Origin of the sequence: Waltera intestinalis (genome assembly GCF_009695995.1) — a bacterium.
In the GTDB taxonomy this organism is placed as follows: Bacteria; Bacillota; Clostridia; order Lachnospirales; family Lachnospiraceae; genus Acetatifactor; species Acetatifactor intestinalis.
This window is the reverse complement of record NZ_VUMU01000004.1, coordinates 13,607-35,361: the sequence shown is the minus strand read 5'-3', so window position 1 is coordinate 35,361 and position 21,755 is coordinate 13,607. Positions and strand designations below refer to the sequence as shown.

Here is a 21,755-nt window from a genome sequence, read left to right as displayed (position 1 = left end):
TTTTATAACGATTGAGGAGAGAGCATGGCAAAAGGTAAGACAGCCACCGTTTTTTTCTGTCAGAACTGTGGCTATGAATCCACGAAATGGCTGGGACAATGCCCCGGCTGCAGAGAGTGGAACACTTTCGTGGAAGAGACGATAGACAAAACGGTATTGAAAAACACCGGCACCGGGAGCAGAAGAGAGCGCAGAGAGGCTTCCGAACCCTGTGTATTATCTGAAATCGCGATCCGTGAGGAGAACAAGACACTCACCGGGATCAAAGAACTGGACCGGGTGCTCGGTGGCGGAATCGTACAGGGTTCCCTGACTCTGGTAGGAGGCGATCCGGGGATCGGTAAATCTACCCTGCTGCTTCAGGTGTGTCACAATCTGTCAGAGGCCGGACATAAGGTATTGTATATCTCCGGAGAGGAATCCAAGGTACAGATCAAGATGCGGGCGGACAGGCTCGGCACATTTTCGGAACATATGCTCCTGCTGTGTGAGACGAATCTGGACATCATCGGCGAAGTGATCCGCAGGAGCAAGCCGGAGGTCGTGATCATAGATTCCATTCAGACCATGTATAATGAAAATGTATCTGCAGCACCGGGAAGCGTATCACAGGTGCGGGAATCCACAGGCATCCTGTTGCAACTGGCAAAAGGATTGGGGATTTCTATTTTTATTGTGGGACATGTAACAAAAGAAGGAACCGTAGCGGGACCCAGAGTGTTGGAACATATGGTGGACACGGTACTTTATTTTGAAGGGGACAGACATGCTTCCTACCGTATCCTGCGTGGGGTGAAGAACCGTTTCGGGTCCACGAACGAGATCGGTGTTTTCGAGATGCGGGAGACGGGACTCGCGGAGGTGAAGAACCCTTCGGAATATATGTTGAACGGACGGCCGGAGAATGCCAGTGGCTCTGTGGTGGCATGTACTATGGAGGGCACCAGGCCGCTTCTGATCGAACTGCAGGCGCTGGTGTGCCACAGCAATTTCGGAATTCCCAGAAGACAGACCACCGGTACGGATTTCAACCGTGTAAATATCCTGATGGCAGTGCTGGAGAAACGTTCCGGAGTGCAATTATCTTCCTGTGATGCCTACGTGAATATCACCGGTGGTATCAAGATCCAGGAACCGGCGATCGATCTGGGAATCGTGCTGGCGATTCTGTCCAGCTTCCGGAATAAGGCACTGAATCCGAAACTGGTCGCTTTCGGTGAAGTGGGATTAAGCGGCGAGGTCCGGGCAGTCAGCATGGCAAAACAACGCGTGGCAGAGGCAGAGAAGCTGGGCTTCGAAGAATGTGTGGTGCCGCTTGTCTCGTTGGAAGAGTGTAAAAAAGGAAGTAAGATCCGGGTCATTGGCGTCAGTTCTGTACAGGATGCTGTGGATAAAGTGTTTGGCTGACGGTCTCGAACTGTGGAAATGTATCTGGAAATGAGACTATGAACAGTTAAGGGATATGAGGAGGTTGAAAACATGCCTGTCAAAATAGGAATCGATATCGGTAGCAGTACGACAAAAATCGTAGCTTTTGAAGGAGAGCATATGCTTCCGCCCATGGCGGTTAAGGCGGATAGCCAGGTGGCATCTCTCTACGGTGCATTCGGAAGATATCTGTATGAGAATAATCTGGAACTGGTTGATGTGGAGGGAGTCTATATCACCGGTGTGGGAAGCAAATATGTGGAGAAAGCGGTATACGGCTGTCCTACCTATAAAGTGGATGAATTCGTTGCTACAGGTACCGGAGGATATTATCTTACGGATAAAAAGGAAGTCATTGTCATCAGTATGGGTACCGGAAGCTTCTTCGTCAAAGTTACGGAGAAGGAGATGAAGCACCTGGGTGGTGTCGGATTAGGAGGCGGAACGATCTGCGGACTGTCTTCGATCATGCTGAATACCGGCGACATTCATGAAATTGTGCCGTTGTCCCGTAAGGGTGATGTGGCGAAGATCGACCTGCGGATCGCAGATCTGGCCAAAGAAAAGTTGCCGGGCCTGAATCTGGATGTGACGGCTTCTAATTTTGGTAAGGCAGATGCCCAGTCCAAACCGGAGGATATCGCGGCAGGTATTGTACATATGGTGATCGAGAATATCTGCCAGGCAGGAATCCTGGCATCTATGAGCACCGGCATCAAAGAGTATATCCTGATCGGCGGACTGACTAAATTCTTCGAGTGCCGCCAGATCATCGAGGATTTCAAGAGCCTGTGGGATGTGAAGATCAGCATTCCGGAATACTCTGATTACGCGACCGCCATCGGATCTGTGATCGCACCGGATTCGGAGAAAGAGGAGATCTGACAGATGAAAAAAGAGGGATTGATTTCTCAATCCCTCTTGGTATATAATTTGCTTAGAAAGTGCGTCAGAGGTGAAAATTCCGATTTACCATCAGTTTTGAAAAACTAATAGGAGATAAGCATCCTAGACTTTGGACAGTTGAGGATGCTTATTTCTTTTTGTTATTATCGTCACCATGTCTGTCAATGTATGATAAAGTCGCAAAGACAACTAATAACAGAGTAAGTAAAATGGAAAATAAAAAAAGCCGATAAAATCGACTTTTTAAAGCAGGGGAAGAGGGGATCGAACCCCCGTTAACGGTTTTGGAGACCGCCGCACTACCGCTGTACTATTCCCCTATGAAATTGTATCAGCTGAATCACTGACGAAAGCTATTATAGCATAGATACTTATCACTTAGCAAGTGAAAATTTTAAATTTTTGCAAAAACTTTTGCAATTTTAAAGGAAAGCTTAAAAACTGCCTTATAACACAATTAAAGCAGCCGCAGGCGGGAAACCTGCAGCCACTTTAATTGTGTAAAAGGGGAATTCTTCCGGAAATCTACTTATATAAGCGGTTCGGCTCTCACCGAACGAGTTTAGTATAGTACACATTATGTCTTTTGTCTAGCATTTTTTTGCAAAAAAAGGCAAAAAAATTACAAAAAAAGACTCTTGCCGACAAAATCAGACGCTGCTCAATAGTCATACGAGATTTCCATTTTGTAAACGAGATTCCACTTTGAAAGCAGAAATGTATATAATCAGATACATGGAGTGAAAATCTTGCTTACTATTATGAAAGTAGTGTAATATAGGATATAGATGAGTTAAGAGAGCACAGCAGATAAGGGCTGTGCAGAAATGAGGGTTATATGGAACAGCATTTTAATACGCCGTCAGAAGTCATTGATACCAACATGAAAGCCGGAGAAGGTAAAGCCCATCTTCCTTTAGGCAAGATGATCCTGTTAGGTATTATGGCGGGTGCATTTATCGCGCTGGGCGGAGCCACCAGCAGCACCGCGGCACATGCCATTGACAATGTAGGGCTGGCACGATTTGTGGCAGGTATTATCTTCCCCGTGGGACTGATGATCATTGTATTTGTAGGTGGAGAGCTTTTCACCGGTAACTGCCTGATCGTCATGGATGTGGTTGGCAAAAAGGTAACGTGGTTCGAATGTATCCGCAACCTGATCGTGGTGTACTTCAGCAATCTGATCGGCGCCCTGATCATTGATATCCTGATCTACTTTTCCGGTAATCTGGATTACACCGGTGGGCTGCTGGGTGCCTATGCCATCAAGGTGGCAGTCGGCAAAGTGGGCATTTCTCCCCTGAAGGGAATCACCTCAGGCATTCTGTGCAATATTTTGGTATGTATTGCTATCCTGATGGCAGTGGCAGCTACGGATATCGTAGGTAAGGTCTGGGCGATCTTCTTCCCGATCATGGCGTTTGTGGTCGGCGGCTTCGAACACTGCGTTGCAAATATGTTCTACATTCCCGTTGGCATGATGGCTGCGCAGAATCCTGTTTACGTGGCGAAAGCACAGGAAGCATACGGATTGACGGCAGAGCAGATTCAGGGACTGACGATACTTCACAGTCTGAACAACTTTATTCCTGTTACCATCGGTAATATTTTAGGTGGAATGGTATTCGTAGGAATTCCATGCTACTTTATTTATAAGAAGAAGTGGCAGAAATACCATGACGATGCCAAAACAGCATAAAGTAAATCAATTTTATAGGTAAGTATGGGAAACAGTCCGGTGATAGCATCGGGCTGTTTTTTTAATTCATAGGAAATAAGCGAGATTCTTTTTTATAATTATAAACGAAATATTAAATCGTATTTTCACTCATGCTATATAAAAACGAAAGATAAAATGAGAAAATGAGAGAAAAAATGAGAATAGAGATTTTAAATAGTTGTGAATACGTTTGAAAAACTGGGCATATAAAACTAATATAAGCTATAGCAATTAGCACTCGATAAAAATGAGTGCTAACAAATGAAAACTAGTAATAATATTTTTTAATAGTTATTAAGGAGGCAGTTATCATGAATTTGAAACCGTTAGGTGACAGAGTCGTATTAAAGCAGTTAGTTGCAGAGGAGACTACCAAGTCCGGTATCGTACTCCCCGGTCAGAATAAGGAGAAACCCCAGCAGGCAGAAGTCGTAGCAGTAGGCCCCGGCGGTGTTGTAGACGGCAAGGAAGTCAAGATGGAAGTTAAGGTTGGCGATCAGGTCATCTATTCCAAATATTCCGGAACCGAAGTAAAGCTGGATGACGAAGAGTATATTATCGTAAAGCAGAGCGACATCCTTGCAATTATTCAGTAAAAGCAAAACCTAAAAAGAAATTAAGACTAAGAGCAAATAAATTGGAGGCTGATTATTATGGCAAAAGAGATTAAATACGGCGCAGAAGCCCGTGCAGCATTAGAGGCTGGTGTCAACCAGCTGGCAGATACCGTAAGAGTAACTTTAGGACCCAAAGGAAGAAACGTAGTACTGGATAAGTCCTTCGGTGCACCCCTGATCACCAACGATGGTGTTACCATTGCAAAAGAGATTGAGCTGGAAGATGCATTCGAGAACATGGGTGCACAGCTGGTAAAGGAAGTAGCTACCAAGACCAACGATGTAGCCGGTGATGGTACTACCACAGCAACCGTTCTGGCACAAGCTATGGTAAATGCAGGTATGAAGAACCTGGCAGCAGGTGCGAACCCCATCATCCTGAGAAAAGGTATGAAGAAAGCAACTGCATGTGCAGTAGAAACCATCGGTAAGATGAGCCAGAAGGTAAACGGTAAGGAGCACATCGCAAGAGTAGCAGCAATCTCCGCAGGAGATGAAGCAGTAGGACAGCTGGTTGCAGATGCTATGGAGAAGGTAAGCAACAACGGTGTTATCACCATTGAAGAGTCCAAGACCATGCAGACCGAACTGGATCTGGTAGAAGGTATGCAGTTTGACAGAGGTTATATCTCCGCTTACATGGCAACCGATATGGATAAGATGGAAGCAGTTCTGGATAATCCTTATATCCTGATCACTGATAAGAAGATCTCCAACATTCAGGAGATCCTGCCCCTGTTAGAGCAGATCGTTCAGTCCGGCGCTAAGCTGTTGATCATCGCTGAGGATGTAGAGGGTGAGGCACTGACCACCCTGATCGTCAATAAGCTGCGTGGTACTTTCAATGTAGTAGCTGTTAAGGCTCCCGGCTATGGTGACAGAAGAAAAGCTATGCTGGAGGATATCGCAATTCTGACCGGCGGTACCGTGATCAGTTCCGAACTTGGTTATGAGCTGAAGGATACCACAATGGATATGCTGGGTCGTGCAAAATCCGTTAAGGTTCAGAAAGAGAACACCGTGATCGTAGACGGTGAAGGCGATAAGGAAGCATTGCAGTCCAGAATCGCACAGATCAAGAAGCAGATCGAAGAGACCACTTCTGATTTCGACAGAGAGAAGTTGCAGGAGAGACTGGCTAAGCTGTCCGGTGGCGTGGCAGTCATCCGTGTAGGTGCTGCTACCGAGACTGAGATGAAGGAAGCTAAGCTTCGCCTGGAAGATGCGTTGGCAGCTACCAGAGCAGCCGTAGAGGAAGGCATCATCTGTGGCGGTGGTTCCGCATACATTCATGCATCCAAGGAAGTTGCTAAACTGGCAGCTACATTGGAAGGTGATGAGAAGACCGGTGCAGGCATTGTCCTGAAAGCATTGGAAGCTCCTCTGTATCACATCGCAGCAAACGCGGGACTGGAAGGCAGCGTTATCATAAATAAGGTACGTGAGTCTGAGGTCGGTGTCGGCTTCGATGCTCTGAAAGAGGAATATGTAGATATGGTAAGTGCCGGCATCCTGGATCCCGCAAAGGTTACCAGAAGTGCCCTGCAGAACGCTACCAGCGTAGCAAGCACACTGCTTACTACCGAAAGCGTTGTAGCTAACATCAAGGAAGAGACTCCTGCAATGCCTGCCGGTGGAGCCGGCATGGGCGGAATGATGTAAGCGTCAGGACCGCTTCGACGCAGCCGTGACATAAAAATACCCGATCTCCAAGCTTGCTTGAGAGGTCGGGTACTTTTTATGCCACGGATATGACGAAGTCCAGCGGATATCGCATGAATTGCGAAGCAATTTATGCGATAAGCCGCTGCTGCGTCGAAGCATAAGTGCGAAGCACGTGCTCTGCGAAGCAGAGCGATTTTCGAAGATAAAGTGGATTCCCTTGACTCTTCCACAAAAACCTCTTAAACTTATCTCAAACACATCAAAGAAAGAGGTATCCCTATGAATCGTTTTGAATACATCGTAGAAAGCATTGACGGCGATTACGCCCATCTTCGCAGAACAGACATCGAATCCGATGAATTAAAGCTGGTAGCGCGTGCGCTGCTCCCACCCGAGATCATGGAGGGAACGAAGCTGTTGTACGAGTGGATGCAGTACTCCATCATGGAATAATTCCGGAGGATCAATCGGTATTTAATGCAATATTTGTCATAAAATAAAAAGAAAACTGGCACGACAGAAGTCCGGGAAAAAGCTACACTTACAGTATAATTATGAGTGATAAAAGGAGACCCCTATGAGCGAACAGAGAACCTATCACAATCCTGTACAGCGAGGCTTTTTCCCGGATCCCTCCGTGATCCGTGTCGGTGACGATTATTACATGGTGAATTCGAGCTTCCAGTATTTTCCGGCGATCCCCATTTCCCATTCCCGGGATATGGTACACTGGCATATCATCGGACATGCCATCACGAATTCGGAATGGCTGGATCTCAGCGACATCAGGGATTCCCACGGCATCTGGGCACCGGATATCGAATATGTGGACGGAAAATACTATGTTTATGTAACTTTGCGTCTGAATGCGGACGGCAAGCGTGATAACAACGTAATGCGCAGACAGCTGGTGATGGTGTCTGATAAGCCGGAGGGCCCTTATAGTAAGCCGGTATGCCTGGAAGTGGACGATATTGACCCGTCCCTGTTCGTGGATGATGACGGCAGCAGATATATGATCATTGCCAAGGCAGCACAGGCAGTTCCCCTGACGGCGGACGGACTGGCAGTGGCGGGTCTTGCGAAGACTGCATGGGAAGGCACCGGCGAGCGTTGTTCCGAAGGTCCCCATATCATGAAAAAGGACGGCTATTATTACGCCATTGTGGCTGAGGGCGGCACCGGTTACGGCCATGGGATCAATGTGGGAAGAAGTAAAAATTTCTACGGCCCTTATGAGTGTTCTCCTTATAATCCGGTTATGCGTCAGAAGGATCCCGCTGCACCCATCCAGAGAGCCGGTCACGGCAAGCTGGTACAGGATCAGAACGGTCAGTGGTGGTGCTATTATCTCTGTGGAAGACCCAATCAGGGGAATTACACGACTGTAGGCAGGGAGTCGGCACTGGATCCCGTACAGTGGACGGAGGATGGATGGTTTACCGTCAACGAGGGAAAAGGTCCCAGCCTGACACAGATTGCACCGGATCTGCCGGAGTTCATTTATGAGAGAAATCTGTTTGATGATTTTAACGATACCAGGCTGAATCTGGAATGGGAGTTCGTGCGCAACCCGGATAACGGTTCCTGGTCATTGACGGAACGTCCCGGATATTTCCGGATCTGGACCAGAGACGGACAACTGAATGAGATCCGTGCGAAAAATACGTTATTACGCAGAGAACAGGAGCTGTCCTATGTGGCGGAGACGAAGTTGGAGTTCTACCCTGATAAGGACGGAGAACAGGCCGGACTGACCTGCTACTACAGTACAGCCACTTATGCCAGATGCGCTCTGTGCTATGAGCGTGGACGGAAGATTCAGCTGGTTATCAACCGCAATCACGGCGAGGAGCTGGTGGCGGAAGTGGACAAGGTGAAGGAAGGTCCTGTGTATCTGAAAGTAGTGGTGGAGAAACTGACCAGAACTTTCTATTACAGCTATGATGGGGAGAACTGGGAACAGGTAGGTGTCCTGGAAAACTGCATTTACCTCTGCGACGAGGGTGTTCCCGACGATCCCAAGCGACATACCGGTACGCTGGTAGGCATCTATGCCAACAACGGAGGCTGTGGAAGCCGCAAAGCAGCGGATTTTGACTACTTCAAATATGAGGATTAGACAAAAAAGAAGGTGTGATTTTGGCTAAAAGTGCGAAAAAGTCGTAACTGATGGAAATTTGTTTGCCAAATAGTCGAAATAATGGTAAAATAATCATGGTTCGGAATGTAAGAGCTTACATTCCGGATCGACAGGAACAAATGCAACGCATAGTTTCATACATCTCTTTTCAAAGGATCCCGGGTGAGCAGCCCGGGATCTTTTGTGTAGCCGAAGCTGTTGGGAATATTTTCCTGATTTGCCGGTGAAACTTTTTGTAGGAATACAGCGTCAAAATAATAGACAGCTTAAGAAGAATATGTGTTAAAATGAATATCAGAGAAAATGATTGCATGCAGTTTTCATAAAAGTGAGGAAAGGACATATGTCAGACAGAAAAAAAGAACAGGCGGTGGAGCGTGCCCTGACGGAGGGGTATGAGAAGTATTACCGTCTTGCTTATAGTTATGTACATAATGAAGCGGACGCGCTGGATATTGTACAGGAAGCAGCCTATAAAGCCATTTTAAAAAGTGACAGCCTGAAGGAGCCGCAATACGTGGAGACCTGGGTATACCGGATCGTGGTCAACGAGGCATGCAGCTTCCTGCGCAACCGGAAGGAGAGCGCGGATGTGGAGGAGATCCAGGCGGCAAGTGAAGATATCTATGAAAATATTGATTTAAAACGTGCTATAGAAAATCTTGACCCGAAGGATCGTGCCATTGTGGTTCTGAGATTCTTTGAGGACAGGCAGCTGGAGGAGATCGCGAAGATACTGGATGAGAACCTGAACACGGTAAAGAGCAGACTGTACCGGGTGATGAAAAAGCTGCGGCTGAACCTCGAGGGCAGCACAGGCTGAGCAATCCGTAGGCAGCAAAGTCGGGAGATTTTGACCACGACATCATATATATGCGGGACATAAGACAGATACAGGCAAAGAGATATAGGAAGATATAAGAAGAGATAACATGAACGATCCGAATAGACCGGACAGATGGAGAATAGATATGAATGAACAGGAACAATTAAAACAATTAAAAGAGGAGTATGAGAATATGACAATACCCGAAGCGGGACGGGAACGGCTGCAGGCAGGTATCGACAGAGCCCGTATAGAGAAAAAAAGAGCGGAGCGTGTCCGAAGACGTTCCGCATGGACTGCGGCAGCGGCAGCTGTGATCATGTTGATCGCACTGCCAAATACCAATATGCAGATCGCCCATGCCATGGAAAATATTCCGGTGCTGGGAGGCTTTTTTAGACTGGTGACGGTGCGGCAGTACAATTACAGCGATGAGAACCATGATGCCGAAGTAGAACTTGCACAGATCTCTTATGGAGAAGATGCGGGAGAAGGTGCTCCTGTTGGCGAAGTGGCAGTCGGGGCAGCTGCTCCGGAGGGTACAGTTGTCGGAAGTGTGGAAGGAGCCGGACAGGAGGATGCGGAGGCGAAGCTGTCGGAAGACGGTGTGAAGGAGATCAATCAGGATATGGAGGCTACGGTAGAGGAACTGATCCGTCAGTTCGAGGATACCTTATCCGAGGAAGGGTATCATGGACTGCATGTAACACAGGAGGTTGTTACAGATAATGCACTGTATTATACAGTGAAGCTGAGTGTCCTGGAGACGGAGGCCAGCGGCTATGAACATAATCAATTTTACACGATTGCTAAACAGACGGGAAATGTGGTGACACTGGAAGATCTGTTTGCAGAAGGGAGCGACTATATTTCCGCGATCAGCGAGAACATTAAGACCCAGATGAAGGAGCAGATGGCGGCGGACGAAGGCGTGATCTATTTCCTGGATAATGACGATATGCCGGAATTCAATTTTCAGGGGATCACGGAACAGACGAATTTTTATTTCAATGAAAGGGGAGAACTGGTCATAGCATTTGATGAATATGAAGTGGCTCCCGGCTCTATGGGAGCACCGGAATTTGTAATCCCTCAGGAAGTGACGGCAGCACTTTTAAAATAAATATCTAAATGGGGAAACTCCCGCATATCATGAAACAAAAGGATATGCGGGAGCTTTTTTATGCCATTGATCGTATTGGATGCGGGGCACGGTGGTGCAAACCCCGGGGCCACGTATAAGGGAAGAAAAGAAAGTGAAGATGCGCTGGCGCTGACACTGGCGGTGGGAAGCATCTTAGAAGAAAACGGAGTGGATGTGTATTACACCAGGACCACAGATATCTACGAGTCTCCTTATCAGAAGGCGCAGGAGGGAAATGAGGTGGGAGGAGATTATTTTGTCTCGATCCATCGCAATTCCAGTCCTTATCCGAACCAGTACAGCGGAGTGGAGAGTCTGGTCTACAACCGCTATGGGGCGGCAGCCAGGATGGCGTACAACATCAATGCCGGACTGGAGCAGGTGGGATTCGTGAATCTGGGAGTGAATGAAAGACCGAATCTGGTGGTGCTGAACAGCACAAATATACCGGCAGTGCTGGTAGAAGTGGGATTTATCAATACGGATGCGGACAACGAACTCTTTGACAGCCGTTTTGACGAGATCGCCCGGGCCATCGCCGACGGAATCTTAGAAAGCGTGTGATTTACGTTCAGCTCATATTGCTTTTGTGATTTTACTTATTTCTTACAAACATCTTACCACACTGTGATATTATGTGAATTTCCTCCATGTTAGTATGATTGCGTAATCAAGAGAAAGAAAAAACAAAACATGGAGGACATTATTATGAGAGTAAGACACAGCAAATTATTAGCTCTGATCGGAGCAGGAATATTAGCAGTAATTACATTGGTTGCATGCGGTAACGGTGATGCAACTGCAAACACAGCATCATCCGCAGAGGCAAGCAGCGCAGCAGAAAGCACTGTAGCAGCAAGCAGTGAAGTAGCTTCTACTGAAACCACCGCAGGTCTGTCTGGCAGCATTTCCATGGTAGGAAGTACTTCTATGGAGAAGTTAGCCAATGCATTGAGCGAAGCTTTCATGGAAGAATATCCTGATGTAACCGTAACTGCTGAGTTCGTAGGATCCGGTGCAGGTATCGAAGCTGTTACCAACGGAACTGCCGATATCGGCAACTCTTCCAGAAGCTTAAAGGATGAGGAAAAGGCAGCAGGCGTTGCAGAGAACATAGTAGCAATTGACGGTATTGCTGTATGTGTAGATCCTGCTAACGAAGTAGCAGATCTGACCAAAGAGCAGCTGACGAACATCTACAATGGCACAGTTACCAACTGGAAAGAAGTCGGCGGCGCAGATGAGCCTATCATCGTGATCGGTCGTGAGGCAGGTTCCGGTACCAGAGGTGCTTTTGAAGAGCTGGTTGACCTGAAGGATGCCTGCAAATATGCAAACGAACTGGACAGCACCGGTGCTGTGATCGCTAAAGTAGCATCCACTCCCGGAGCTATCGGATACGCTTCCCTGGATGCACTGGATGATAGTGTTAAGGCACTTTCCCTGGAAGGCGTAGAGGCTACCGCAGAGAACATCAAGGCTGGTAACTACTTCTTAAGCAGACCCTTCGTAATGGCTACCAAAGGTGAGATCTCCGAGCAGAACGATCTGGTACAGGCATGGTTCGACTTTGTACTGGGTGACGAAGGACAGCAGATCGCTTCCGAAGTTGGTCTGATCACTGTAAAGTAAGTTTCGGAATCGAGAAAAGGAAAAAGCGATGAATAGTCAAACACACGCTTCCGTAATGGGAAACAGAAAAAACAAAGCGGTAGTGGAAACTGTGGCACAAATAGTCTTTACGATTTGTGCCTTCTTCGCTGTACTGGCGGTAGTTTCCATTACCTTATATATGATCATCAGTGGCACTCCGGCAATTTTAAAAGTGGGATTAAAAGAGATTCTGTTCAGTACAGAATGGATGCCGACGGCGGCAGAGCCGAAATTCGGTATTCTGTGGGTTATCCTGACTTCTATCGTTGGTACAACACTGGCAATTTTACTGGGTGTACCCATCGGCGTACTGACAGCGGTATTTCTGGCAGAGGTGGCACCCAGACCCTTAGCTGCCATTGTAAAGCCTGCGGTAGAGCTGTTAGCAGGCATCCCTTCCGTTATCTACGGATTGTTGGGAATCTACTTATTGAATCCTCTCATGTATCAATTAGAAAGACTGATCTTCCAGGGATCCACGACACACCAGTTCACCGGAGGTGCGAACCTGTTGTCTGCCGTGATCGTACTGGCGATCATGATCCTGCCCACGGTGATCAATATCAGCGAGACTTCCATACGCGCCGTTCCAGCCGGAATAAAATCGTCCTCCCTGGCACTGGGTGCTTCCCATGTGCAGACCATTTTCCGGTCCATCCTTCCGGCAGCCAAATCCGGAATTGTGACCGCTATCGTTCTGGGAGTAGGACGAGCTATCGGAGAGGCTATGGCTATCACACTGGTATCCGGCAGCAGCGTGAATGTGCCCCTGCCCTTTAACTCCGTGCGATTCCTGACCACAGCCATTGTCAGCGAGATGGGATATTCTTCCGGACTGCACAGACAGGTGTTGTTTACCATCGGACTGGTGTTGTTTGTATTCATTATGATCATTAATGTAGTGTTGAATAAAATACTGAAAAAGGGGGCGGACGACAATGAATAAAGACACCTTATATGTAAAAAGAAAACGCCCCACTGACATGCTGCTATTGGCAGCTATTTACATTTCCGCCACACTGGCGGTGGCACTTTTGCTGGGAATTATCCTGTATGTCTTTGTGAAAGGCATTCACACCGTGAACTGGGCATTTTTAACGACTGTGACCAGTGCCAGGAAACAGACCACGGGTATTGCCGGCAACCTGTTAAATACTCTGTACATCATCGTGATCACTCTGCTGATCGCAACCCCCATTGGTGTGGGAAGTGCTATTTACCTGAACGAATATGCCAAACCCGGCAAGCTGGTCTCCCTCATTGAATTTACCACCGAGACCCTGTCCGGTATTCCTTCTATTATTTTCGGCCTATTCGGTATGATCTTCTTCGGAGAGACTTTGGGATTCGGTTACTCGCTGCTCACCGGTTCTTTTACCTTGACCCTGATGGTGCTGCCGCTGATCACCAGAAATACGCAGGAAGCTCTGCGAACCGTACCGGACAGCTATCGTACCGGTGCTCTGGGAATGGGATCCACAAAATGGCATATGATCCGTACCATCCTTCTGCCGTCCTCCATGCCGGGTATCGTGACCGGTATCATTCTGGCACTGGGACGAATTGTAGGAGAATCCGCAGCACTTTTATTTACTGCAGGAAGCGATTACAAGCTGCCGAAGTTCACAGGAGCTTTCGGGGACAATCTGGCGAAGCTGGCCCACAAGGCAATGGAGTCTGGCGGAACCCTGACGATCGAACTGTATCTGCAGATGCAGAAGGGACAATATGACAACGCATTTGGAATCGGATGTGTTCTCATTGTTATTGTATTGATCCTGAATCTGCTGACCAAACTGGCAGCAAATAAATTGAGACGAGAGTAAGAGAAATCACAAAAAGGAGATACCCTTATGGCTAACAGTAAAATAACCGTGGAAAGCTTAAATCTCCATTACGGAGAGAACCACGCACTGAAAAATGTAAATATGGAGATCGCAGATCATGCCATCACCGCATTTATCGGTCCCAGTGGCTGCGGAAAATCCACTTTCCTGCGCTGCCTGAACCGGATGAATGATCTGGTGGATGGCTGCAGAGTCGAAGGAAAAGTGATCCTGGACGGAGAGGACATTTACGATAAGCGGGTGGATACCACATTGCTTCGTAAAAAGGTGGGTATGGTATTCCAACAGCCCAATCCTTTTCCCATGTCTATCTATGACAATATTGCCTATGGTCCAAGACTGCATGGCATCAAGAATAAAAAAGAACTGGATGAGATCGTGGAGCGTTCCCTGCTGGGTGCCGCCATCTTTGAAGAGGTAAAGGACCGTCTGCACAAATCCGCACTGGGCCTGTCCGGCGGACAGCAGCAGAGACTGTGTATTGCCAGAGCACTGGCAGTATCCCCGGAGGTGCTTCTGATGGATGAGCCTACTTCTGCACTGGATCCCATTTCTACATTAAAGATTGAGGAACTGATGGAGTCCTTGAAGAAAAAATATACCGTGGTCATCGTAACCCACAATATGCAGCAGGCTGCCCGTGTGTCGGATGATACCGCATTTTTTCTGGTAGGGGAAGTGATAGAGAAAAATGCAACCTCCGAGATCTTTGCAAGACCTCAGGACAAGCGGACAGAAGACTACATCACCGGACGGTTTGGATGATTTTGGATGAGAAGATAGGAGGAATGGGAGATGTCACCCAGAGTATTATTTGAACAGGATCTTGAGACTTTGAAAAATAAAGTATCTGAGATGGGAGAGCATGCGGAGATCAGTTATGACCGTATGGTGTATGGAATTCGTGAGAACAAAGAAGACATTCTGAAGACACTGTTGGATACAGATCATACCATGGTGGATATGCAGAGAAGCATTGAAGCTATGTGCTTAAGTCTGCTGACCAGACAACAGCCGGTGGCGAGAGATATGCGGCTGGTGAGTGCAGCACTGAAGGTTGTAACAGACATTGAGCGGATCGGTGATCATGTGGCAGATATGGTGGAGCTGTATCTGCGGATGGGGAATATGAATTCTGAGGGAAAACAGGAAAAACTGCTTCTGAAAATGATGGAAGAGGCAAAGGATATGATCCATAATTCTGTGGAGGCTTTCGTGGAGGGAGATGAAGCGAATGCCCAAAAAGTTGTGGAGCATGACGATGTGGTGGACGACCTCTTTAACGATATGAAGAAAGAGATGATGCAGGCTATCCGGGAACAGAATCTGGATGCCGACCGTGTGGTGGATTATCTGATGATGGCAAAGTACCTGGAAAAGGTAGGCGACCATGCAGTAAATATTGCCCAGTGGGCGATCTTCCGTATGACCGGAGATATGGAAGGGGTAAAATTATACTAGAAGCCTGGCAACGATGCAGACCCCAATTCGCAAAAGAACTATTGTCATATGCTCTTACGAAGGCCAGCAACAATGCAGAGCCTCAATTCGCAAAATCGCCTCTGCGAGGCTTTACTTTTGCTCATTGAGGCGTGCTCGCCAAAGAACTATTGTCATATGCTCTTACAGATGCCAGCATCTGACGAGCATAGAGCAATAGTTCATGGCTCTGCATCGTTGCAATTTTACATAAATTTTACATTCGAAGATATTGCATTTTACATAAGCAAGATAAAGTGAAGATAGAAACCGAAAATGTAAAGTATGTTATGTAAAATGAGAGGATTAGAGTATGGACTTTTTTGATTTGTTGAAGATGGTAGGAGGACTTGCACTGTTTTTATACGGAATGAATCTGTTGGGTGATGGATTGTCCCAGGCATCCGGCGGACGTCTGGAGAGTATCCTGGAGAAACTGACCAGCAACCCGATCAAGGCAGTCTTGATGGGTGCGGTGGTCACCGGCGTGATCCAGTCCTCCTCCGCTACCACTGTAATGGTAGTCGGATTTGTCAATTCCGGCATTATGAGCCTGAAACAGGCAGTGGGCATCATCATGGGTGCCAATATCGGTACCACGGTGACCTCCTGGATCTTAAGCCTTGCAGGCATTGAGAGCGATGCCTTCTGGATCCGTATGTTCAAACCCAGTTCTTTTTCGCCGATTCTGGCAATCGTGGGTGTGGGTATTTTACTGTTTTCCCATAAAGATAAATTAAAAAATGCGGCAACCATCCTGGTGGGCTTTGCAATTCTGATGTTTGGCATGGATTCCATGAGTGCAGCAGTTTCACCTCTGGCAGAGGTACCGGAGTTTACCAATCTGCTGATCAAGTTCCAAAATCCCGTATTTGGTGTGCTGGCAGGACTCATTCTCACAGCGGTGATCCAGTCTTCTTCCGCATCTGTAGGTATTTTGCAGGCACTTTGCATGACCGGAGCGGTAAGCTTCGGCGCAGCAGTTCCCATTATCATGGGACAGAATATCGGTACCTGTGTTACCGCTATGATCTCCGGTATCGGTGCTTCCCGCAACGCAAAGCGTGCGGCACTGATCCACTTGTATTTCAATATTATCGGAACGATATTGTTCCTTGGAATCTTTTATACTGCAAATGCCATTCATCCCTTTGCTTTTTTAGGAGAAGTGGCAACCCCCTTCGGCATTGCAGTGGTCCACAGCTGCTTTAATGTTGCTGCCACACTGGTATTGCTGCCATTTTCCAATGGACTGGTAAAGCTTGCCTGCCTGACACTGCCTACGCATGAAGATGCGAAGGAAATGTCTGAGACAGACAAGACACTGAGCCTTTTGGATCCCCGATTCCTGGATACACCTGCCTATGCAGTAGAACAGAGCAGACAGGTAGCGTCTGTTATGGCAGACAAATCCCGCAAGGCAATGGACCTCGCCATGGAATTACTGCAGGGGTATGACGAGGCAAAAGCAGAGCAGGTAGCACAGATGGAGACAGATGTGGACCGCTTTGAGGATGAGCTTGGCACTTATCTGGTGAAGCTCAGCTCCAGACAGCTGTCCGGTAAAGACAGCGAGACACTGAACACTATTTTACATTGCATCGGTGATTTTGAGAGGATTTCCGACCATGCCCGCAATGTGAAAGAAGCTGCGCAGGAAATGTATGACAAAAAGCTGGATTTTTCCGATAAAGCACAGGAAGAACTGAAGGTATTCGAAAGAGCGGTACATGACATTCTGGATATTACCATGAACAGCTTTATAAAGGGTGACCTGAACCTGGCAAGACAGGTAGAACCCATGGAAGAGGTTATTGACGGATTGAGCCTGGATGTGAAACAGCGTCATGTGCGCAGACTCCGTAAGGGAAAATGTACCATTGAACTGGGATTTATTTTATCCGATGTGATCACGAACTTTGAACGTGTCAGTGATCACTGCTCCAATATTGCGGTCTGCCTGGTACAGGTGAATGAAGATGAATTCGATACGCATGCTTATCTGGATGAACTGCGCCAGGAGGATAATCTGGATTTTCAGGGTAAAGTGATGGCATGTCGTGAAAAATACCAGTTACCTCCCACAAAGCAGGATCGTGTTATGGAAAAGAATGCAAAATTACTTGCGGAGTAAGGATTTACAGAGGTATAGTTAAGAAGAGAAAGCACGGTCAGAGAGGAGTGCTGTGAGATGGCATTGATCTATGTAGTAGAAGATGATAAAAACATTCAGGAGATTGAGACCTTTGCGTTGGCCAATGTAGGGTATGAGGTAAAAGGATTTGACTCCGCCACAGATTTCTATGTAGCATTGAACGAGACAGCACCGGATCTGATCCTGTTAGATATTATGCTGCCGGATGAGGATGGACTGAGTATCGTGAAAAAGCTTCGTACCAGACAGGATACAGTACTGGTGCCGGTGATCATGGTGACGGCCAAGACCACGGAGATCGATAAAGTGAAAGGCCTGGATCTGGGAGCGGATGATTATATTACGAAACCTTTCGGTGTCATGGAACTGATCTCCAGGGTCAAAGCAATGCTTCGGAGAAGTCAGAAGACTCAGGACAAAGATAAGATTTTGAAGCTTGGCAATATTGTGCTGGATAGAGAGAAACATTCCGTGATGGTAGGTAAGGAGCCGGTGGAACTGACTTACAAGGAATATGAACTGTTAAAGCTTCTGATGACCAATGCCGGTATCGTGACTACCAGGGAACTGATCTTAGACCGGGTGTGGGGGATTGATTTCGAGGGAGAGTCCAGAACGCTGGATATGCATATCAAGACTCTGCGTCAGAAGCTGAAGGAAGAAGGCAGCCTGATCAAGACGGTACGTAATGTGGGATACATTATGAACGGTGAGAAAGCGTAACAGAATATGAAGAAAAAGATTAACAAAATGATGATCCTCATTGCCACGGTGACGATTCTGCTGACGATGGTATTGATCACAGTGGTCTATTATGATCTGTTTCGCAGACAGGTACTGGAGGATCTGAAAAGCTACGGATTGTTGCTGAGCAACTGCTCTTCCGTAGAGGAAATTGAGCAAAGCGGTGTGCCGGTGGAATCGGATCTTCGACTGACCATCATTGGCAGTGACGGCCGGGTATTGTATGATAATGAAGCAGATTCCGTGGCCATGGGAAACCACTCTTCCAGACCCGAGATCCGGGAAGCCATGCAGGACGGAGAGGGCGAGGCGGTCCGTAATTCCGAGACGTTATCCCGGTCCACTTTTTATTATGCCATCCGGCTTGCAGATGGCAGTATCTTACGTCTGTCCAAAGATGCCAGGAGTATTTACAGCATTTTCAGCCAGGCGCTGCCTATGATGGTTGGTATTTTCATAGTGCTGGTGATCTTGTGCATGGTGGCGGCCAAAGTGCTGACCGCGAAGCTGATCGCCCCCATTGAAAAACTGGCAGAGAACATAGGTGAGTGTACGGAAATGCAGACCTATGAGGAGCTGACACCGTTCATGGTCATGATCCGCAAACAGCATGAGGACATTATGAAAAATGCCAGAATGCGTCAGGAATTCAGTGCAAATGTATCTCACGAACTGAAGACTCCGCTGACATCTATTTCAGGATATGCGGAGCTGATTGAGACCGGAATGGCTTCCGAACAGGATACGGTGCGTTTTGCTCACGGGATTCATAACAGCGCGAATCGTCTGCTTACACTGATCAATGATATTATCCGCTTGTCAGAGCTGGATGGCACGGAAGGGGAAGCGGATACGGAGCTTTTGAATCTTCATGAGATGGCACAGAATTGTGTGGAAATGCTCTCCATGAGTGCCGAGAAACATAATGTGACTATTGCCCTCTCCGGTACGGAGTGCTACGTAACGGCGAACCGGCAGATGATGGAGGAATTGCTATACAATCTGTGCGATAATGCCATCCGGTATAACAACCCGGGAGGAAGCGTGGATGTACAGACCTATGCCAGAGAGGACCATACTTACCTGATAGTAAAAGACACCGGAATCGGCATTTCCAAGGAACACCAGGAGAGGATCTTCGAGCGTTTTTACCGCGTGGACAAGAGCCGTTCCAAATCCACCGGTGGCACCGGACTGGGGCTTGCAATTGTGAAGCATATCATCGCTAAAAGCCATGCAAATCTGGAGCTGGAGAGTGAACCGGGAAAAGGAACGACGATAAAAGTAGTTTTTTAAATTGAAAGTTACGAGCCATGCAAAGTCAAAACAGAAACAGCGATCTGGGAGCTTGCTCACAAATCACGGTTTTTACTTTTGGCGTGATGCGGCGAACGCCGCGATATGAAATAAGATTGGCAGCGCCTTTTGCTGCCAATCTTATGAATAGCGTGGCTCATTGCGGATGCCATCTGCCCCCCGGGGAGATCTGTTTGTATTAAAAACACCATTTTCTGCTAAAAAAATACAAAAACATGAGATTTTGCCATGTAAAAAGCTGTTATTTTCGCTGAGCGTGCAAAATGAAGAAATTCCGTACAAAAATTCCTGATTTAGAAGTTTTTTTGTACGGATTTTGCTATTTTCATGCGATTTTCACCAAAGCAATAGAAAGAGGGCTACGGGGCTGTTTCGCTAACTCCCTGCTTAGTAGGGCAAGCATATTACTGCCCTGAAAGTGCTTTTAGAAATCCAAGCAGTATTTTTATTGAAGAATTCATGAAAACGTTCTGACAATTACCGCTTCGGCATAGGATGCTTCCATTCCGGCAGTAAGTATCAGTCACTATAAAAGAAAATCACTTCAAACTTACTGCTTATACAGCACAAAATAGATTTCAGGCGGTAAAGATTGGAACAGCAAAACCAAAATACCACCCAGGAAGACAACAAAGTCATCCGGGTGGTATTTCACTAACTCTCAATTTAGTACAAAAGATACGAAAGAACAAATAGGTGTGGAAGAAGCCACAGAGTAAAATATTTCCTTTTCTCCGCTTCCGAAGTGTAGTATACTGTCTGTGGATAACTCTATGACAAGGATAATGTTAGCGAAAGGCGGTAAAGCAATGACAGCAGAGATCATCTGTGTAGGAACCGAAATTTTACTGGGCAATATTGTGAATACGAATGCAGCATATCTGGCGGAAAAGCTTGCTGCTTCCGGACTGGACTGCTATTACCAGACGGTGGTGGGAGATAATGCGGAGAGACTTGCGGGCGTGTTAAAATGTGCCATGGAGCGTTCGGATGTAATTCTGCTATCCGGCGGACTGGGACCCACGGAGGATGATCTGACTAAGGAAACCGTGGCAAAAGTCTGTGGGAAAAAACTGTCAGTGGATGACCACAGCATGGAACGGATCGCAGAATTTTTCGCAGTGAGAGATATTCAGCCTACGGAGAATAACTGGAAACAGGCCATGGTGCCCGAAGGTGCAAAAGTACTGGACAATGATAACGGAACGGCACCGGGGATCATTTTGGAAACGGAGAAGAACCGGATCGTATTGCTGCCGGGACCTCCTGCGGAGTTGATCCCCATGTTTGAGCAGCAGGTAATTTCTTATCTGGACGCATTGACTCCAGGGGTGATCTGTTCCCGGATGGTAAAGCTGTGTGGTGTGTCGGAGAGCCAGGTGGAGGATACGCTGAAGGATTTGATCGACGGACAGACCAATCCTACTATAGCCACCTACGCTAAGACCGGAGAAGTACATATCCGGGTGACTGCTTCCGGAGAAAATGCCAAGGCAGCCGGAAAGACGATCAAACCCATAGTAAAAGAATTAAAATCCCGTTTCGGAGGGGATATCTACAGTACCAGAGAGGAGACTACCCTGGAGATGGCAGTGGCAGATCTGTTGCTTGCCAATGATCTGACCGTGACTACTGCAGAGTCCTGTACCGGAGGCATGATCGCGGCGAGAATTATCAATGTGCCCGGTGTGTCGGAATGTTATAAAGCGGGATTGGTAACTTATTCCAATAAGGCTAAGCGAAAATTCCTGGGAGTGCGTAAGAGCACGCTGGATAAATACGGTGCTGTCAGCAGCAAAACAGCAGGAGAGATGGCGAAAGGGGCGGCTCTTTTGCTAAAAGCGGATGTGGCAGTGGCAGTGACGGGAATCGCCGGACCGGACGGAGGAACCGAAGAGAAGCCGGTAGGACTGGTGTATATCGGATGCTGTGTTAAGGGAGAACTTACGGTAAAAGAATATCATTTCTCCGGAACCCGCAGCCAGATCAGAGAAGCGACTACCTCTGCAGCATTGATCCTCATGCGCAGCTGCATTTTGAAATACTTCAGTAAAGTGACATTTGGTAAAAAGTAACAAAATAATAATTTGTGAGATACCCTCAAAACG

General features: G+C 47.3%; 19 protein-coding genes and 1 tRNA gene. 19 read left to right on the top strand and 1 reads right to left on the bottom strand.

Going from position 1 to position 21,755, the window contains the following annotated elements:
• Positions 1 to 24 precede the first annotated feature (24 nt).
• On the top strand, positions 25 to 1,407 hold the full coding sequence (gene radA / locus FYJ59_RS04915) for a DNA repair protein RadA (RefSeq protein WP_154495656.1): 1,383 nt from the start codon (positions 25 to 27) through the stop codon (positions 1,405 to 1,407).
• A gap of 72 nt (positions 1,408 to 1,479) precedes the next feature.
• Positions 1,480 to 2,313, top strand: coding sequence for a type II pantothenate kinase (coaW, locus tag FYJ59_RS04910; RefSeq protein ID WP_154495655.1), 834 nt, complete (start codon positions 1,480 to 1,482; stop codon positions 2,311 to 2,313).
• A 270-nt stretch (positions 2,314 to 2,583) separates the two neighbouring features.
• Here coaW and FYJ59_RS04905 read toward each other — a convergent pair.
• Positions 2,584 to 2,654: transfer RNA gene (locus tag FYJ59_RS04905), tRNA-Trp, on the bottom strand.
• A 518-nt stretch (positions 2,655 to 3,172) separates the two neighbouring features.
• Between FYJ59_RS04905 and FYJ59_RS04900 the strand changes: the two genes are divergently transcribed.
• The 17 genes from FYJ59_RS04900 to FYJ59_RS04820 all read left to right on the top strand — a co-directional run bounded on the left by FYJ59_RS04900 (position 3,173) and on the right by FYJ59_RS04820 (position 21,722).
• Positions 3,173 to 4,036, top strand: coding sequence for a formate/nitrite transporter family protein (locus FYJ59_RS04900; protein WP_154495653.1), 864 nt, complete (start codon positions 3,173 to 3,175; stop codon positions 4,034 to 4,036).
• Between the two features lie 332 nt (positions 4,037 to 4,368).
• On the top strand, positions 4,369 to 4,653 hold the full coding sequence (groES, locus tag FYJ59_RS04895; protein WP_022153767.1) for a co-chaperone GroES: 285 nt from the start codon (positions 4,369 to 4,371) through the stop codon (positions 4,651 to 4,653).
• A 57-nt stretch (positions 4,654 to 4,710) separates the two neighbouring features.
• Entirely contained in the window at positions 4,711 to 6,336 is a 1,626-nt protein-coding gene (groL, locus tag FYJ59_RS04890) for a chaperonin GroEL (RefSeq protein ID WP_022153766.1), read from the top strand.
• Between the two features lie 282 nt (positions 6,337 to 6,618).
• On the top strand, positions 6,619 to 6,792 hold the full coding sequence (locus FYJ59_RS04885) for a hypothetical protein (RefSeq protein ID WP_022153764.1): 174 nt from the start codon (positions 6,619 to 6,621) through the stop codon (positions 6,790 to 6,792).
• Between the two features lie 124 nt (positions 6,793 to 6,916).
• Positions 6,917 to 8,461 (top strand): glycoside hydrolase family 43 protein, encoded by a 1,545-nt coding sequence (locus tag FYJ59_RS04880; protein WP_154495651.1) that lies wholly within the window; start codon positions 6,917 to 6,919, stop codon positions 8,459 to 8,461.
• Positions 8,462 to 8,825: 364 nt separating this feature from the next.
• Complete coding sequence (locus tag FYJ59_RS04875; RefSeq protein WP_022153762.1) at positions 8,826 to 9,305, top strand: sigma-70 family RNA polymerase sigma factor; 480 nt, start codon at positions 8,826 to 8,828, stop codon at positions 9,303 to 9,305.
• 109 nt (positions 9,306 to 9,414) lie between these two features.
• Complete coding sequence (locus FYJ59_RS04870) at positions 9,415 to 10,431, top strand: RsiV family protein (protein ID WP_154495649.1); 1,017 nt, start codon at positions 9,415 to 9,417, stop codon at positions 10,429 to 10,431.
• 60 nt (positions 10,432 to 10,491) lie between these two features.
• Positions 10,492 to 11,016 (top strand): N-acetylmuramoyl-L-alanine amidase family protein, encoded by a 525-nt coding sequence (locus FYJ59_RS04865; RefSeq protein ID WP_154495647.1) that lies wholly within the window; start codon positions 10,492 to 10,494, stop codon positions 11,014 to 11,016.
• Between the two features lie 144 nt (positions 11,017 to 11,160).
• Positions 11,161 to 12,084 carry a phosphate ABC transporter substrate-binding protein gene (locus FYJ59_RS04860; RefSeq protein ID WP_154495645.1) on the top strand — a complete coding sequence of 308 codons (924 nt, stop codon included), beginning with the start codon at positions 11,161 to 11,163 and terminating at the stop codon, positions 12,082 to 12,084.
• Positions 12,085 to 12,112: 28 nt separating this feature from the next.
• Positions 12,113 to 13,051, top strand: coding sequence for a phosphate ABC transporter permease subunit PstC (pstC, locus tag FYJ59_RS04855; protein WP_154495643.1), 939 nt, complete (start codon positions 12,113 to 12,115; stop codon positions 13,049 to 13,051).
• A complete protein-coding gene (gene pstA / locus FYJ59_RS04850; RefSeq protein ID WP_154495641.1) occupies positions 13,044 to 13,931 on the top strand; it encodes a phosphate ABC transporter permease PstA in 888 nt (295 codons plus the stop codon). The genes pstC and pstA overlap by 8 nt, the downstream gene beginning before the upstream one ends.
• A 27-nt stretch (positions 13,932 to 13,958) precedes the next feature.
• Complete coding sequence (pstB, locus tag FYJ59_RS04845; protein WP_154495639.1) at positions 13,959 to 14,717, top strand: phosphate ABC transporter ATP-binding protein PstB; 759 nt, start codon at positions 13,959 to 13,961, stop codon at positions 14,715 to 14,717.
• Positions 14,718 to 14,747: 30 nt separating this feature from the next.
• Positions 14,748 to 15,413, top strand: coding sequence for a phosphate signaling complex protein PhoU (gene phoU / locus FYJ59_RS04840; protein WP_154495637.1), 666 nt, complete (start codon positions 14,748 to 14,750; stop codon positions 15,411 to 15,413).
• Positions 15,414 to 15,744: 331 nt separating this feature from the next.
• On the top strand, positions 15,745 to 17,565 hold the full coding sequence (locus tag FYJ59_RS04835) for a Na/Pi cotransporter family protein (protein WP_154495635.1): 1,821 nt from the start codon (positions 15,745 to 15,747) through the stop codon (positions 17,563 to 17,565).
• Between the two features lie 57 nt (positions 17,566 to 17,622).
• Positions 17,623 to 18,309, top strand: coding sequence for a response regulator transcription factor (locus tag FYJ59_RS04830; protein WP_154495633.1), 687 nt, complete (start codon positions 17,623 to 17,625; stop codon positions 18,307 to 18,309).
• 6 nt (positions 18,310 to 18,315) lie between these two features.
• Complete coding sequence (locus FYJ59_RS04825; RefSeq protein ID WP_154495631.1) at positions 18,316 to 19,626, top strand: sensor histidine kinase; 1,311 nt, start codon at positions 18,316 to 18,318, stop codon at positions 19,624 to 19,626.
• Between the two features lie 830 nt (positions 19,627 to 20,456).
• Positions 20,457 to 21,722 carry a competence/damage-inducible protein A gene (locus tag FYJ59_RS04820; RefSeq protein WP_154495629.1) on the top strand — a complete coding sequence of 422 codons (1,266 nt, stop codon included), beginning with the start codon at positions 20,457 to 20,459 and terminating at the stop codon, positions 21,720 to 21,722.
• Positions 21,723 to 21,755: the final 33 nt, after the last annotated feature.